Origin of the sequence: Methylobacterium goesingense, from assembly GCF_022179225.1 — a bacterium.
Taxonomy (GTDB): Bacteria; Pseudomonadota; Alphaproteobacteria; order Rhizobiales; family Beijerinckiaceae; genus Methylobacterium; species Methylobacterium goesingense.
Genome location: NZ_BPQL01000101.1, coordinates 61,613 through 76,697, shown reverse-complemented (window position 1 = coordinate 76,697; position 15,085 = coordinate 61,613). Strand labels below are relative to the sequence as shown.

The following is a 15,085-nucleotide window of genomic DNA, read 5'->3' as shown; positions in this document are numbered from 1 at the left end:
CCTCCGGCGCGTCCGCCGCCACACCGCCGGCTCCCCGGATGCCCGCCACGGTCTGCTGGGCACGGCGGTAGGGCGAGGTCAGCACCACGTTGGGGCGCTCGGCCTCCGGCATCTCGGAGAACCAGCGCCCCAACGCCTCGGCCTGCCGGCGGCCGCGATCGCTCAAGGGAACGTCGACGTCGCGCTCCGCGATGTCGATGCGCTCGGACCCGGCCTCGAGGGCGGCGTCACGGGCGACGTTGCCGGCGCTCTCGCCATGGCGGACGATCCAGATCCGGCTCGGCCAGCGTTGCAGCATTCGTCAGGTCCCCGAGGATAATCGATCCTTGGTCCCAACGTTCGTCATGGCGTCTGTGTTCGCACCCTGTGTCCTGCATCCACGCCGCACGCCCGGGGCGAGACCGTGAAAGGGCCTGCGGGGCACGCCATCTGGGTGGGCGATGGCCCCGACGTCCGCGTCAGGGCCGCGACAGAACGGAACCCAGGTCGAAGCTCTTATCGGTGAAGGCGTAGGATGCCTGCAGGAAGGCACCGGCCCGATGGGTCTCGAACTTCGTCGGGCTGGCCTGGAGCAGCGGGAACTTCGTACGCCCGCTGCCGGTCTCCATCGACCAGTATCGACCGCCAACGCCGACGCTGATCTTCTGCGTCAGGTCGTACGACAGGAGAGCTTGAAGGAAGTACCCGCTGCCGGAACCGGATTGCGGCAACGGATTGATGCTCGCCCGCAGCCAGTGATGATCGAACCCCGAAAGGTCGACGACCGGCAGGTAGGCGGCCTCGGCGGACAGCTTCAGGCGATCGAACCGCATTTCGCCGGCGAGGCCGAGCCGCAGCGCGTGCCAATGCGCGTCCTGAGTGAACACCTTCACGCTCATCGGAACGGTCGGAGTGCAGAAACTGCCCCCCACGCGCTGCGCGCACCCGAACGCATCGATGAACTCGGAGACGTACTGGTAGCCGGCGAATGCCCCGAGCCTGTAGGTGTCACCGACCAGGATGTTGGCGCCCGCATCCGCCACCGCGTAGCCGATGTCACCGTCGGAGATCGTCGAGGTGGTGCGGGAGTAGGGGCGCGCGACGGGCGGGAAATCCTCGTCGGTCTGCCGGCCGGTCGTCACGATGCCTGAGCCGACGAACGCTTTCGCGAACAAGCCTGTCGGGTTGTGGTCGACCCGCAGGAAGCTCTCGCTCGCGTGCGCGCCGACGCTGTCATAGGTGAGGCGGGAATTCGTCTGCGCGGCATTGCCGGGTGCGCCGAGCCGATATCGGAACCGGCCGGTGCTATACATGTAGCGCGCGCCTGTCTCGAAAGCCCAGTCCGAGGCCGGAAGGGGCGTGTAGGCCACCGGCTCCAGCACGCTGCGGACATCGTCGAGGAGACCCAGGCCCGGGATACCGCTACCGAACCGGTAATTGAGGCCGACCCGGCCGAGAAAGCCCCGCGTGGCGATGGTGCCGCCATAGCGTGCGCCGCCCAGGGTCGCCCGGTCGTAGACCGTGCGCTCACCGAGGTCGTAGTAGAGCCCTTCCGCCTTGACCGAGAGATGCGGGCTGATTGCGTACTCGGCGCCACCACCGGCCGCGTAGCCGAGGCGAAACCCACCGAGCAGCCCTCGCGCCTGAAACGTATCGTTTCCAAAGGCCGTATCGACATCGATGCGGACCTGGCCATAGGCGGCGCCGCCCGTGCCGTAGAGGTAGAGGCGGTCGAACGCATACCCCACCTTCCCACGCACGGTCCCGAGCCCGTCGAGGCGCTGGCCCAGATGGTAGGTCGCGCCTTCGTTGAAGGCCGTCGGGACGATGGGGAAGAAGCCCTCGCTCTCGCCATATCCCCGCAGGCGGGTCGCTTGATAATCGGCGGCGAGGCCGAAAACCGGGCCGGCGCCCGGTGCCAACTGGATATTGTAGCCGATCTCGCTGCCCGCGGAGAGGTCGTCGGCCCGGGGCCGCGGCGAGAGTGCGGGAAACGGTGCGCAGCCCGGCCCGTTGATGACGCCGCGTGGACCGATACAGGTCTGCGTGCCGCTCTCCCCCAAGGAGCCGTAACCGAGGAAGAGGCCGGCGTAGAAGCCGGTCCAGGTGAAGGCCGGCGCGCCGATTTCAGCGACCGCCGGGGGGGGGGGCGTGCGCTGAGCGAGATCCGCTGCGGCGGCGGCGTAGCCGAGGCCGAGCATGGGAACAGCAAGAAGGACGGACCGCACGGGGGACTACTCCGGAAACTGCCGGCCGTACTGTCACGCAGGATTAGCGGCCCGTCTGTGGCCGCGCTGCCACGCACTTCCGGTACGAGTCGAAGGATTCGCGATGCGCTGGGGCATCGACGTTCAGGACAGACCCGATGACGTCATCGTGACGGATTAGAACCTCGTCGGCCGCGCGGCGAGGCTCTGTTCTGAGGGTCGATGCGCGCTGACAACGCGGGCGCGCGAATCAGGCCGGCCGCCAGCCCGCCGCCGTCCGGGCGAAATCGCCCGGCCCGAGATCACCGTAGCGCAGGAAGATCTGCAGTACCGGCTGCATCTCGCGGTGCTCGGCCGGCAACTCGATGCCGGGGCCGTAGGGCGCATCGGTGTCCACCGCCGGTACGTCGCGGGCGGCGTCCCAGCGAATCGCCAGGGCTTGGACGCGGGCGACCTGCTCGGCCGTCACGTCGAAGGTGACGTGCTCGGGCGTCTCGCCGGTGGTCTCGTCGCGAAAGACGTCGCCGACATCGTCGGAGGCCAACTTGGCCAGGGTGTTGTGGTAGGCGTAGCGCCCCGGCTTGAGCACGGCATTGGCGGTGAACACCGCGAGGGCGTCGCCGAGCGCGCGGTGCTCCTCGTCCGCGCCGTCGTCGTCGCCGGTGACGTTGAAGATGTCGCCGTCGCGGTCGGTGCTGCCGTAGGGCGCTTCCGGATGGACGATGGGTGCGCCGACACCTTCGGAATTCCAGGCCACCACCATCCGGCGGATCAGCGCGATGCGCTCCAGGGTGAGTTCGAAGGTCGGCTCGGTCATTACGGGTCTTTCTGGCAACGGTCCGGCTGCTCTACTTGATGCCGAGGGCCTGCGCATCCTGGGAGACGAACAGCACGCGGAGGTCGGAATCGGGCACGTAGTCGGTGGCCGTGAAGGCGAACGTGGTCGGTCCGGTCTTCTCGATACCCTTCCGGCATAGGCTCACCAGGGTCTTGGGATCGCCCTTGTCGATGGTGAGCGCGAAGGTGCCGATGGAGCCGGCCCAGTTGCGCGCCGTCGTGACGATGTAGGGAACCACCACGGCGTGGACCACGGCGTCCGGGCCTCCACCTTGGTCGGGCGCTTTCGCGGCGGCGCCGGCGATGATGCGGCGCAGACCGGCGACTCCCGCGTCGTCGAGGCAGTAGCGGGCGCGGAACGCCCGATCGGTGAGATCGCTGCGCCCGACCAGCAGGCTGCCCTTCACCGGCCGATAGGCATGCTCGATGACGAGATCGCGCCCGGCCGGAAAGGTCTGTTCCCAATGGAACTTGGCCTCGCTCCGCCAGCGGCCGCCGCCGGGGCCTTCCTCGTCGGTGATGAGCTCGGCCTTCAAGAGTTCGGCCTTGGCGGCCGGCGACAGCTTGGCCACGGCCGCCTCGACGGCGTTCCGCCGCATGGGGTTGAGGGGAAGCTCGTGCTTGCGCAGGAGCTCGCCAACCTCGCGGGTTCCGAGGAAGGCGCGTTCCTCGAGTTGCGGCGTGATCGCCGCGCCATCCACCGTCACGGTGAAGCCGACGAAATTGGCGCTCGATTCGTCGGGCAGGTTCTGGGCCGAGGTCACGAGTTCCTCCCCGTCGATGGGGGGCAACGGAAACGCCACCCGCACCGTGCGCGGGCCGTTCGAGCGGTTTCGGAACACGTAGCGCACGGTGATGCGCTCGAGGCCGATCCGCAGGTCCTCGCGCGCGAGGCCGATGTCGGGATCCTTCACCAGCACGAGGCCGCCGGCATCGAGTTCGGCGGCGCTGTCATTGGCCCGGGCGGGCGAGCCGAAAAGAACGCTCGCCAGGAGGGCGGCGGGCGCAAGGCGTCGTGCAGAAAGCATCGTGGAAATCCGGTGGCTGGTTCGAGGTCGAAGGCAACAGAACCCGGACTATCACTACGCCTGGGTGCAGTTCATGGAAAAGGCGAGGCCGGCGCCGCGCGGGTCGGCGGGACGCCTCATCGTTTGAGGCACCCCATCAGCCCGCCCACGCCGTTCATCCGTGCCTGGATGCGGGCGGCCTGGGCGCGCACGCCGCGCGACGGCAGGGCAGGATTGCGCAGGATCGGGTTCGGCAGGACGGCCGCGAGCAGCGCAGCCTCGCCCCGCGTCAGCGCGCGGGCCGGCTTGCCGAACCAGCGCTGCGCCGCGGCCTCCGCGCCGAACACGCCATCTCCCCACTCGGCGATGTTGAGGTAGATCTCCATCGTGCGGGGCTTGCCCCACAGGGTGTCGGCCACGACCGCCAGGGGGATCTCCAGGGCCTTGCGGATCACCGAGCGGCCCGGCCACAGGAAGACGTTCTTCACCGTCTGCATCGGGATCGTCGAAGCGCCGCGGCTCGGGCCCTCCTCGTCGTCGACCACGTCGCGCAGGGCGCCCCAGTCCACGCCGTCATGCAGGCAGTAGCGCTGGTCCTCCGAGGCGACGACCGCCTGGATCAGATAGGGCGAGATCGCGTCGAGGCCGACGACCTGCCGGTCGACGGACTTCAGCGTCAACCATCGTCCCAGCATCAGGGTTGAGGGCGGGGTCAGCGCACTATAGACGAGCGCGAGCGACAGCAAGAGGACGAGGCCGATGACAGGGAGGAGCAGGAGGCGATTGACGATCCACCGCACACCCCTGGTCCGCGTCCGGCCGGGTGCCCCACGCATCGGCAGCGGGCGCTCCGAAACCTGCCGCAGCGGTCGCTCCGCGCTGTCTCGCCCGTCCTGAATTCGAACCTCCCCCGCCCGCGACCCGAAGACGTCTGACCGAAGGCCCGACCGAACATGACCTCAACGCAAGGATCCCACGCTTCGGTCAAGGCGGATGCCCCGGTCGACGCGTTTTCCCACAGGCTTGCCACGGTCGCCGACACGGTGGAGGCCTATCTCGCCGAGCGGCTGAGCCCCGAGACACAGGCCGGCGAAATCACCCGGCCGGTGCGCCTGATGGAGGCGATGCGCCACGCCGTGCTCGGCGGCGGCAAACGCCTGCGCCCCTTCCTCGCCATCGAGACCGCCCGGATGCTCGCCGGCTCCGAGACCGGCGCCCTCGCGGCAGGCTCGGCCATCGAGTTGGTACACTGCTACTCCCTCGTCCACGACGACATGCCGGCCATGGACGACGACGACATGCGCCGTGGCAAGCCGACCGTGCACAAGGCCTACGACGAGGCCACCGCGATTCTCGTCGGCGACGCGCTCCAGACCCTGGCCTTCGAGATCCTGGCCGATGCCGCCTGGCAGCCCGACCCGGCGATCCGTGCCGACCTCGTGCTCGGCCTCGCCAAGGCCTCGGGCCTCGGCGGCATGGTGGGCGGCCAGCTTCTCGATCTCGGCGCCGAGGGCCGCTTCGGCCCCGTGTCGCTGGGCGTCGACGACACCCTGCAGATGCAGGCGATGAAGACCGGTGCGATCCTGGCGTTCTCGGTCGAGGCCGGCGCGATCGTCGGCGGCGCGACGCCGGACCAGCGCAAGGCGCTTCTGCGCTACGGCCACGCGCTGGGCCAGGCCTTCCAGATCGCCGACGACATTCTCGACCGCGAGGCCTCGTCCGAGGCCATGGGCAAGGCTACCGGCAAGGACAAGGATGCCGGCAAGGCGACCCTGGTCGACCGTCTCGGCCTCGATGGCGCCCGCGCAGAGTGCGACCGCCTCGTCGGCGTCTGCGAAGAGGCGGTGGCGGCCTGGGGCGACAAGGCCGAGACCCTGCGCCAGGCGGCGCGGTTCACGGTGGCGCGCAAGGTCTGACGGCGGATCGAACGCACCCGTCCTTCGAAGAAACTGATCGCGAGTTGATGTCATGACCTCCTACAAGCTCCTGCTCCTGCCCGGCGACGGCATCGGCCCCGAGGTGATGGCGGAAGTCGAGAAGGTGATCGGCGCCCTGGACGCGCTGGGTCTCGCTCGCTTCGAGATCGAGCGTGATCTCGTCGGCGGCAGCGCCATCGACGCCCACGGGAAGCCCCTCACCGACGAGGCTCTGGCCCGGGCCGATGCCGCCGACGCCATCTTGCTCGGCGCGGTCGGTGGCCCGAAATGGGCGGATGTCGCCTACGAGATCCGGCCGGAGGCGGGCCTGTTGCGCCTACGCAAGGATCTCGGCCTGTTCGCCAATCTGCGCCCGGCGATCTGCTACCCGGCGCTCGCCGACGGCTCGGCCCTGAAGCGCGAGCTGGTCGAGGGCCTCGACATCATGATCGTGCGCGAGCTCACCGGCGGCGTCTATTTCGGCGAGCCGAAGGAGATCACCACCCTGCCCGACGGCTCGAAGCGCGCCGTGGACACGCAAGTCTACACCACGGCCGAGATCGAGCGGATCGCCCACGTGGCGTTCGACCTCGCGCGCAAGCGCTCGGGCCGGGTCGCCTCGGCGGAGAAGCACAACGTGATGAAGTCCGGCGTGCTCTGGAAGGAGGTCGTCACCAAGGTCCACGCGGACTACAGCGACGTCACCCTGGAGCACGTGCTCGCCGACAATTGCGCCATGCAGCTGGTGCGCCGGCCCAAGCAGTACGACGTCCTCGTCACCGACAACCTGTTCGGCGACGTGCTCTCGGACGTGGCGGCGATGCTCACCGGATCGCTCGGCATGCTGCCCTCGGCTTCCCTGGGCGCCGTCGATGCCAAGGGCAGCCGCAAGGCCCTCTACGAGCCGGTCCACGGGTCCGCCCCGGACATCGCCGGCAAGGGCTACGCGAACCCGATCGCCATGATCGGCTCGCTCGCCATGTGCCTTCGCTACTCCTTCGGTCTCGGCGAGGCGGCCGATCTGCTGGATTCCGCCGTCACCCGCACTCTCGCCTCCGGCGCCCGTACCCGGGACATCGCCGCCGAGGGCACCACTCCGATCAGCACGTCCGAGATGGGCGACGCGATCATCCGCGAACTGAAGCACGCCGCCTGAGCGGCGCGCCCTCGACGCAAACGAAAACGGGCCCCGTGAGGGGCCCGTCGCATATCCAGCCCTGGGGCCGGATTTAGTAGGGGTTGCCGAAGCGCGAGACGTAAGAGGTCGGATCGATCGCGTCGACGGCCGAGAAGTCGACGTTGCGGATCGCGCTCGAGCGGGCGCCGATGAACGGGCCGTTGGTGATCGGATCGGGCAGGATGCCGCCGCCGAAGCGATCGTTACGGCCGTAGGGCGGCGAATTCAGGTAGCTCGCCGTGATGAAGTGCGGGTTCGTCGCCGGGTTGCCGACCGAACCGTTGTTCGCCTCGACCACGTTCCCGGCATCCAGCCAGCTGCGCGGACGGATGCGGATCGGCAGGGGCTGGCTGACGCGGTAGCCGGCCGGCGCATAGCGCCCCTGAGCCTCGGCGGCGGTGTTCGCGCCGACGGCTGCGAGAGTGAGAGCGCCCATCAGGGCAATCGAGACAGAGCGCATGACGCACCTTCGTTGAGACTGTGAGACTGTAGGCCGGTTTCCTTAAGAAACTCGGGGCCTCTGTATGGAATGAAGACGTGCCAGAGCGGCCGAGGTTCCCGGATTATGGCCGCGCTTCGCGAGATCGCCGCAGTTTGGCCTCATTTTTTCGTGTGCCGCGGTTTGCGAGCGATCCGGTCTCGCTGCCGATCTCACGGGTGGCGGCGCGGGCGGTCGGCGATGCGCAGCCGGGATCGCGCCGGGCCTCGAACGCCGCGAACGCGGCCTCCATCTCGGGAGAAGCTTGACCGTTCAGCGCGACCTTGTCGAGGAGGCACGTGATGGCGCGTGGTTCGGGCGCCTGCCCGAGGGGGGCGCAGAGCCAGCCGTCGAGGCGGATCGCGCCGGGGTGCAGGCTCCCGAAGCCGGTGCAGGTGCGCTTGCCATCGCCGCCGAGGGTCACCTCAAGGGTTTCCATCGGGCCGAACTTCGTCTCGATCGTGCTCCGCTCGCCCGTGCGGATCACGGCCAGGGCCTGACCATCCGCGGCACGCCGGGCCAGGGTGACGAACAGGCTCGGACCCGGTTCTGGATCGGACAGCTCGGTCAGGGTCAGGCGCAGGTAGGACGCCTCGATCGTGTCGAAGCCGCCCTGAATCACAACATCTTCCCGGCGTCCGCTCGCCGGATTGCGGCGGGCGGCCTCGGCGCGCGGGGGCTCGATCGCCTCGGGATCGTCGAGGCGGAAGCGCGGCGCCGTCTCGGCGAGAGGTCTCGCGGCACGGACAACCTGCGCGGAGGCCGGCACCATGCCGGCTTCGGCGCCGACCGCCGGCAGCGTCGCGCGTGGCCGGCCCTCCTGCACCACGAGGCTCAAGGCCGCGATCGCCATGCCGGCGCCCGCGACCCGAGCCAGGTTGCGCACCGACAGGAGTGAACGCCGATGCTTGGCCGGGGCCGTGAGGTCCGGACCGGAATCCTCTCCTTGCGAGAGTGTTCGCATCGGGGCTGCTTGCATCGGGATCGTTCGCATCGCGTTCCGGGATTCGCCGGCGACCAGGGGCCGCCCATACGAAGCGACACTGCCTGCGCCTCCACCAAGCGCGGGTTTCCGATGAGGCAACGAGCCGGGGCTTTCCGCCGACAGGGTGAATCATCGGTATCGACCCATGCGGGCGACACATGCCCGCCCCGGCTTGCAGCACGCGCAGCCCATCGCGATTTGATGCAGGGGGCACCACCGCGCGACATGACCAAGGAATCCATGATCCCCCTTTCCGTCCTCGATCTCGCTTTCGTGCCCGAGGGCGCGACGCCTGCGGATGCCCTGCGCAACAGCCTGGATCTCGCCCGCCATGCGGAAGCGCACGGCTACCGGCGGTTCTGGCTCGCCGAGCACCACAACATGATCGGGGTGGCCAGCGCGGCCACCGCCGTCGTGATCGGCCACGTCGCGGCCGGCACCCGCACGATCCGCGTCGGCGCGGGCGGCATCATGCTGCCGAACCACGCACCGCTGGTGATCGCCGAGCAGTTCGGCACCCTGGAGTCCCTGTTTCCCGGCCGGATCGACCTCGGCCTCGGACGCGCCCCGGGCACCGACCCGCGCACCACCCGGGCGCTGCGGCGCTCGGCCGACGCCGCCGACACCTTCCCGCAGGACGTGCTGGAACTCCAGGCGCTGTTCGGCGACCCGCAACCCGGGCAGGCGGTCCAGGCGGTGCCGGGCACGGGGCTGAAGGTACCCCTCTGGATCCTCGGGTCGAGCACCTATGGCGCGCAACTCGCCGCGATGCTCGGGCTCCCCTACGCCTTCGCCTCGCATTTCGCGCCCGAGCAGTTGCTGCCCGCGCTCAGGATCTACCGCGAACGCTTCCAGCCCTCGGCGCAGCTGAGCCGGCCGCACGCGATGATCGGTGTCAACGTGGTGGCGGCGGAGACCGACGCCGAGGCGCGCCGGCTGTTCACTTCGGTCCAGCAGCAATTCACCAACCTGGTGCGTGGCACCCGTGGCCTCCTGCGTCCGCCCATCGACGATATCGAGGCGTACTGGGCGCCCCACGAGAGGGCGCAGGCCTCGCGGATGCTGTCCCGCGCCCTCGTGGGTTCCCTCGAGACCGTGCGGCAGGGCCTCGCGGACCTGATCCGCGAAACCGGCGCTGACGAGATCATGGCGGCGGCGGCGATCCACGACCCCGCCGCGCGGCGGCGCTCCTACACGATCCTGGCGGAGGCGCGGGACGCCCTCGGCGCCGTCCCCGCCGCCCTGGTGGCCTGATCGGGGCCGTCGACCCTTGACAGCGGCGGGAGCGAAGCGTCTTGCTCCCGCCCTTGGCGACTCATGCTGCGATGCGGCCGTCGCCGGACGGAGCGGACCGGGATCGGGCCGCGTACCTTCGCGGCCGGCGGGCCGCCGGCCACCCCTGGTGGCGCGGCGCACGGCAGGAAGGCTTGAGAACGGCGCCGGGACCGGACGCTGCGCCTCGCCGGGTCGGCGGGCGCCGCCCGGCCCCTCGGCGCCCGCGCAGAGCGGAGTGAAGAACCATGGGTTACAAGGTCGCCGTCGTGGGTGCCACGGGCAATGTGGGCCGCGAGATGCTGGACATCCTGTCCGAGCGCGCCTTTCCGGCGGACGAGGTGGTGGCGATCGCCTCGCGCCGCTCGGCCGGTCAGGAGGTGTCTTTCGGCGACAAGATCCTGAAGGTGAAGGCCCTCGATTCCTACGACTTCTCCGACACGGACATCTGCCTGATGTCGGCCGGCGGCGAGACCTCGAAGGAGTGGTCGCCCCGCATCGGCCAGACCGGCTGCGTCGTGATCGATAACTCGTCGGCCTTCCGCTACCACCAGGACGTGCCGCTGATCGTGCCCGAGGTGAACCCGGACGCCATCCACGGCTTCTCGAAGCTCAACATCATCGCCAACCCGAACTGTTCCACAGCACAGCTCGTGGTCGCGCTGAAGCCGCTCCACGACGCGGCCACGATCAAGCGCGTGGTGGTGGCGACCTATCAATCCGTCTCCGGCGCCGGCAAGGACGCCATGGACGAACTCTTCCAGCAGACCCGCTCGGTCTTCACCGCCGGCGAGATCAAGGCCGAGAAGTTCACGAAGCGCATCGCCTTCAACGTCATCCCGCACATCGATGTGTTCATGGAGGACGGCTACACGAAGGAAGAGTGGAAGATGGTCGCCGAGACCAAGAAGATGCTCGACCCCAAGATCAAGCTCACCGCCACCGCCGTGCGCGTGCCGGTCTTCATCGGCCACGCGGAAGCCGTGAACGTCGAGTTCGAGCGCCCGATCACGGCTGAGCAGGCCACCCAGATCCTGCGCTCGGCCCCCGGCCTCATGGTGGTCGATAAGCGCGAGCCCGGCGGCTACATGACCCCGCACGAGGCCGCCGGCGAGGACGCCACCTACGTTTCCCGTATCCGCGAGGACGCCACGGTGGAGAACGGCCTGAACTTCTGGTGCGTCGCCGACAACCTGCGCAAGGGCGCGGCGCTCAACACCGTGCAGATCGCCGAGATGCTGGTGAACCGGAAGCTGTTGAAGCGACAGCAGGCGGCCGCCTGAGCCTGAGATTTTTCGAGACTGGGCCGCTGATCTTCAGAGGCCGCCAGCGTTACGACCGACGCCGTCCCACCCCTGGGGCGGCGTTCTGCGTTTGGGGACCAAGCAGTGCGTAGGTTGATTGTTCTTGAATTTTTTCCTAAATCTCGATAGGAAAAACGAGAACATATCATGAACTCGGATATTCGCGATGTCAGGCTCTCAGCGCCCGAGCGCGTCGTCTCTTGCCAACGAAGCGCATGATCTGCGCCTGCTCCTCGCGATCCTGAGGACCGAGACGAAGCTGGTCCGGCTCCGCCGCGCCCTCAGCCAAAAGTACAATGCCGATCAACCCCGGGCGCCGGCCGGCCAGAGCGACGGCGGGCGCTGGGTCTCGGACGGAGGGGGCTCCGGCGACTCCATCGGTTCCATGCCCCGAACGGGCGGCCGGTGGGCGTCGCTGGACGGCGATCCAGATGCCGGGACACCGCAAAGAACGATGCTGGACGGCGGCGGCGAGGTTCTGTCGATCCGGGTGCGCTCCGGTCGGGGCGAATGGGACGAGCAGCACGCGGTCGTCACCCCGGACGGCGACAGCCGCGTCTTCGAGAACGCGGGCGAGGTCCAGACGATTCGCGACGGGCAGACCGGCGAGGTGCTGTCCCGCTCGACCTTCGCGGGCGTTGGCGCCGCGCCCGCAGCGACGGTGCAGCCGGCTTTCCTTCCGGCCGCACCTTTCGTCGTCGCACCGGCCATCGCCGCGACGCTCGAAGCCGCTGCGATGTTGTTCACCGTTCTCGCAGGGCGCTCGGCGGGACTCGGCAAGGAACCGGGCTCGATTGCCCTGCGATATAACTTCGAATCAGACCCAGAAAGGCAGTTTCCGGTCGTATGGGTCGGCAAGGTCGATCAACAGGCTCTCGACCAATTCTGCCCGCACAATCAGGAAGTCCAGATCGTGACGGACGATGCAACGCGGCGGCTGACGGCATTGCACCCGAAGCTCGACAAGACGCGAATCGGAAGTCTTATTCATTACGAGATCGGTCAAACATTCAAGGCGCGAGGCTATCCAGAGATTAAAATCGAGTATTCTCTCGACAAAACGACGGGGCTCAATGCAAGATACGGTGCACAAGATTCGATTCGACTCGATCTCTATGAACTGGCACCGGATCAGATGGTCTGTGTCTACGATCCGAAGACGGGCAAGGAGGGTCTTCACCCGAAGCGAGCCCTCGTTCTGGCTAGAACCGCCAAGCGGCATTTTCCCACCTCAAGAGGGATCATCATGATTCAGGTCCGGCCTCGGCCATGACGACCACCCGACAGATCAAAGTCCTGACGGCACCGCTGCTTGCGCGGAACCCCGATCTCGTGGATGCCGGAAAGAACATCCTGTGGCTTACGCCGATCGATCACGTCGGGCGGCTAATCCTGATCGATCGAACCTCCCACCCGGATAGTTTTGTCGTTAGCTGGCATATCGTCCAGTTCTTCATGCCTGAAACAACATCGTGGTTCAGTCTGGGACGCTGCGGCGATCGGATTGCCCGGTCCAAGCATTTCCTTGGGGGATCGAGCTGGTGCTGGGCCGATCCGACGATCTACCAAGACTTCGTCGTTCGCGTCGAGGCGGATATCCTGCCGTTGTTCCGGTCCCTGGATACGACGCGCAAGAGTCTCGAATTCCAACGCGGCGATCCGCAGCGGAACGGTTTCTTGGATCATTACTGGCATCTGGGTGCCTGCATCGCGCTCGGCGAGATCGAAAAGGCGCAGGCGCTCTTCTCCCCGTTGCGCGGTTACCGTGTCGGGGGGCGACCGGCAGAAAATCCTGCGGAACAGCGCGTTTTCGAACGCTTGCGTGCACTGGACCAACCGCTGCACTCCGGGGACCGTGCGGCGCTCTGTGCACTCCTCGGGCAATGGGAAGCGGAAAACCTCGTCGGGAGCCCCTTGGAGCCGTACTGGCTGCGGAATGCGTTTCCGCCGGACGGCGTCGGTTAGGTCGTGGCAACCCAGTGCTAATTCGAGCCCATTGGCGATGGTGGCAACGGGCAGGCCTTTCTTTTCGCACCGACGCGAAGAATGCAGTGAAGACGAGCCAGCGGCTCTTCGAAAGCCCGGACCTTTTCCAAGTGAGGAGTTTGACTTGTATCGGAAATTTTGACTTGCATCGGGAAAGCATGCGCCGAAAAAACGCGATGGCGTGATCCGTTGTTGATGGGGCTCTCACGATTCACACCACCTCCCCTTCCAACGCCGCCACATCCCCACCGCTGATCGCCGGCAGGCAGCGCGTAATCCGCTCAGGCGTCCAATCCCACCACGCCAGGGCCAACAACCGCTCCGCCACCTCGGGCGGCACCCGCATCCGCACGATGACGGCCGGATTGCCGGCCACGATGGCGTAGGGCGGCACGTCGCGGGTGACGACGGATTTCGCCGCCACCACGGCGCCGTCGCCGATGGTGACGCCGGGCAGGATCGTCGCGTCGTGGCCGAGCCAGACATCGTGGCCGATCACCGTGTCGCCGCGATTGGGGAAGGCTGTCTCGTCGGGTAAGCGTCCGGCCCAGGCGCCGCCGAAGATCGCGAATGGGTAGGTGGAGGGCGCGTCCAGACGGTGGTTGCCGCCGTTCATGAGGAAGCGGGTGCCCGCCGCGATGGCGCAGAAGCGGCCGATGCGCAGCCGGTCGCCCAGGAAGGCGAAGTGGTAGAGGATGTTGTCGAGGAAAGCCTGCGGTCCGGCCGGGTCGTCGTAATAGGTATAGGCGCCGACCTCGACATTCGGCGGCAGGTCCAGGTTGCGGATGAAGGTGACGCGCGGGTGGTCCGGCAGCGGGTGCAGGCTGTCGGGGTCGGGGCCAAAGCGGGGATCATGGGGCATGCGGGGCTCCGGAGATCAGGTCTGCCGCCCGGGATAACAGCGCCTTGGCGGACCGAAACGGCTTGAAAATCGCGGTGAACTGGCCTAGTTACAAGAAATCAGTTCTGGTTGCAGTTGTGAGACTGCGGTTCGGGAGTGGGCCCCACCGGGTCCGCTCTTTTTTATTGCCGCAAGGACTCCCGCGCCGGATCGCCTCGGACAAGGCCGGACTTCAAGCGCAGCATGGCGGACCCTTCCAACACCGACCCGTCGCACAGCGACCTCACCGAAAAGCGCCTCATCACCGAGACGGGCGTCGCCGCACGGGTGGTGCAGGTCATCGAGGGCTCGATTCAGGGCCTCGGCTACCGCGTGGTCCGGGTGAAGGTGTCGAGCGCCAACGGCTGCACGGTGCAGATCATGGCCGAGCGGCCGGACGGCACCATGACGGTGGACGATTGCGAGGCGGTGAGCCGGGCGATCTCCCCGCTCCTCGATCTCGACGACCCCGTTGGCAAGGCCTACTACCTCGAGGTCTCCTCGCCGGGCATCGACCGCCCCCTGGTGCGGGCCGTCGATTTTGCGCGCTGGGCCGGCTACGAGGCCAAGATCGAGCTTTCGGTGCCGATGGAGGGCCGCAAGCGCTTCCGCGGCATCATCGGCGCGCCGAACCCGGACGGGCTGACGGTGCCGATCGACCTGCCCGACGTGAAGGAGGGCCTGCCGAGCCGGATCGACCTGCCCCTTCGCGATCTCGGTGACGCCTACCTGGTGCTCACGGACGAGCTTGTGCGCGAATCGCTGCGCCGGGGCGGTCCGCCCGTTCTCGATGCAGACGACGATGACGAACAGGCCGACGATTCGGAAATCGAGGCGGAGGCCGAACCGGCGCCCGCACCGCTGAAGAAAAAGGTGTCCCGGCCCTTGAAGCCGAAGGCCTCGCAGAGGCCGAAGCCCGTCAAGGTCGAGACCGAGGAGAGCCTCGCCATCAAGGCGAAGAACAAGGCCAAGCCCGTCCGCACCAAGGCGGTGCGGGTGAAGGAAGACGGCAAGCTCCACTGATCTTTTGCCCGGTCTCCCGGCGCCGCCGCGTGGC

The 15,085-nt window shown here is 67.9% G+C and carries 15 protein-coding genes; 7 read left to right on the top strand and 8 right to left on the bottom strand.

What is annotated here, in order from left to right; all coding sequences use genetic code 11:
* From MFF30_RS17875 to mtgA, 5 genes are all read right to left on the bottom strand, one after another.
* Positions 1–298: phosphoglycerate mutase family protein (locus MFF30_RS17875; protein WP_238280827.1), on the bottom strand; the 298-nt coding region annotated here is incomplete at its 3' end.
* 160 nt (positions 299–458) lie between these two features.
* Entirely contained in the window at positions 459–2,207 is a 1,749-nt protein-coding gene (locus MFF30_RS17870) for an outer membrane beta-barrel protein (RefSeq protein WP_238280826.1), read from the bottom strand.
* 229 nt (positions 2,208–2,436) lie between these two features.
* Positions 2,437–3,003: a hypothetical protein gene (locus MFF30_RS17865; RefSeq protein WP_238280825.1), complete on the bottom strand. Its 567-nt coding sequence runs from the start codon at positions 3,001–3,003 to the stop codon at positions 2,437–2,439.
* A gap of 31 nt (positions 3,004–3,034) precedes the next feature.
* Positions 3,035–4,051, bottom strand: a complete 1,017-nt coding sequence (locus MFF30_RS17860; RefSeq protein ID WP_238280824.1) for a DUF4424 family protein — start codon at positions 4,049–4,051, stop codon at positions 3,035–3,037.
* Between the two features lie 116 nt (positions 4,052–4,167).
* The gene (mtgA, locus tag MFF30_RS17855; RefSeq protein WP_373320933.1) at positions 4,168–4,866 is read right to left on the bottom strand and encodes a monofunctional biosynthetic peptidoglycan transglycosylase; all 699 of its coding nucleotides are present in this window, start codon (positions 4,864–4,866) and stop codon (positions 4,168–4,170) included.
* Positions 4,867–4,983: 117 nt separating this feature from the next.
* Between mtgA and MFF30_RS17850 the strand changes: the two genes are divergently transcribed.
* Together MFF30_RS17850 and leuB are read left to right on the top strand one after the other, a co-directional pair.
* A complete protein-coding gene (locus MFF30_RS17850) occupies positions 4,984–5,946 on the top strand; it encodes a polyprenyl synthetase family protein (RefSeq protein ID WP_238280822.1) in 963 nt (320 codons plus the stop codon).
* A gap of 52 nt (positions 5,947–5,998) precedes the next feature.
* Positions 5,999–7,102, top strand: a complete 1,104-nt coding sequence (gene leuB / locus MFF30_RS17845) for a 3-isopropylmalate dehydrogenase (protein ID WP_238280821.1) — start codon at positions 5,999–6,001, stop codon at positions 7,100–7,102.
* Positions 7,103–7,175: 73 nt separating this feature from the next.
* Here the strand turns inward: leuB and MFF30_RS17840 are convergent, their stop codons facing one another.
* On the bottom strand, positions 7,176–7,583 hold the full coding sequence (locus MFF30_RS17840) for a hypothetical protein (protein WP_238280820.1): 408 nt from the start codon (positions 7,581–7,583) through the stop codon (positions 7,176–7,178).
* A gap of 103 nt (positions 7,584–7,686) precedes the next feature.
* A complete protein-coding gene (locus MFF30_RS17835) occupies positions 7,687–8,580 on the bottom strand; it encodes a hypothetical protein (protein ID WP_238280819.1) in 894 nt (297 codons plus the stop codon).
* Positions 8,581–8,826: 246 nt separating this feature from the next.
* On the opposite strand from MFF30_RS17835, the gene MFF30_RS17830 reads away from it, so the two are divergent.
* The 4 genes from MFF30_RS17830 (at position 8,827) to MFF30_RS17815 (ending at position 13,127) form a co-directional block, all read left to right on the top strand.
* A complete protein-coding gene (locus tag MFF30_RS17830) occupies positions 8,827–9,840 on the top strand; it encodes an LLM class flavin-dependent oxidoreductase (protein WP_238280818.1) in 1,014 nt (337 codons plus the stop codon).
* 266 nt (positions 9,841–10,106) lie between these two features.
* The gene (locus MFF30_RS17825) at positions 10,107–11,141 is read left to right on the top strand and encodes an aspartate-semialdehyde dehydrogenase (protein ID WP_238280817.1); all 1,035 of its coding nucleotides are present in this window, start codon (positions 10,107–10,109) and stop codon (positions 11,139–11,141) included.
* Positions 11,142–11,328: 187 nt separating this feature from the next.
* Positions 11,329–12,435 carry a hypothetical protein gene (locus MFF30_RS17820; RefSeq protein ID WP_238280816.1) on the top strand — a complete coding sequence of 369 codons (1,107 nt, stop codon included), beginning with the start codon at positions 11,329–11,331 and terminating at the stop codon, positions 12,433–12,435.
* Entirely contained in the window at positions 12,432–13,127 is a 696-nt protein-coding gene (locus MFF30_RS17815; RefSeq protein WP_238280815.1) for a hypothetical protein, read from the top strand. The genes MFF30_RS17820 and MFF30_RS17815 overlap by 4 nt, the downstream gene beginning before the upstream one ends.
* Before the next feature lie 232 nt (positions 13,128–13,359).
* On the opposite strand, the gene MFF30_RS17810 is transcribed toward MFF30_RS17815, so the two are convergent.
* On the bottom strand, positions 13,360–14,010 hold the full coding sequence (locus MFF30_RS17810) for a CatB-related O-acetyltransferase (RefSeq protein ID WP_238280814.1): 651 nt from the start codon (positions 14,008–14,010) through the stop codon (positions 13,360–13,362).
* Between the two features lie 222 nt (positions 14,011–14,232).
* Here MFF30_RS17810 and rimP point away from each other — a divergent pair, with 222 nt between their 5' ends.
* Positions 14,233–15,051, top strand: a complete 819-nt coding sequence (gene rimP / locus MFF30_RS17805) for a ribosome maturation factor RimP (protein ID WP_238280813.1) — start codon at positions 14,233–14,235, stop codon at positions 15,049–15,051.
* Positions 15,052–15,085: the final 34 nt, after the last annotated feature.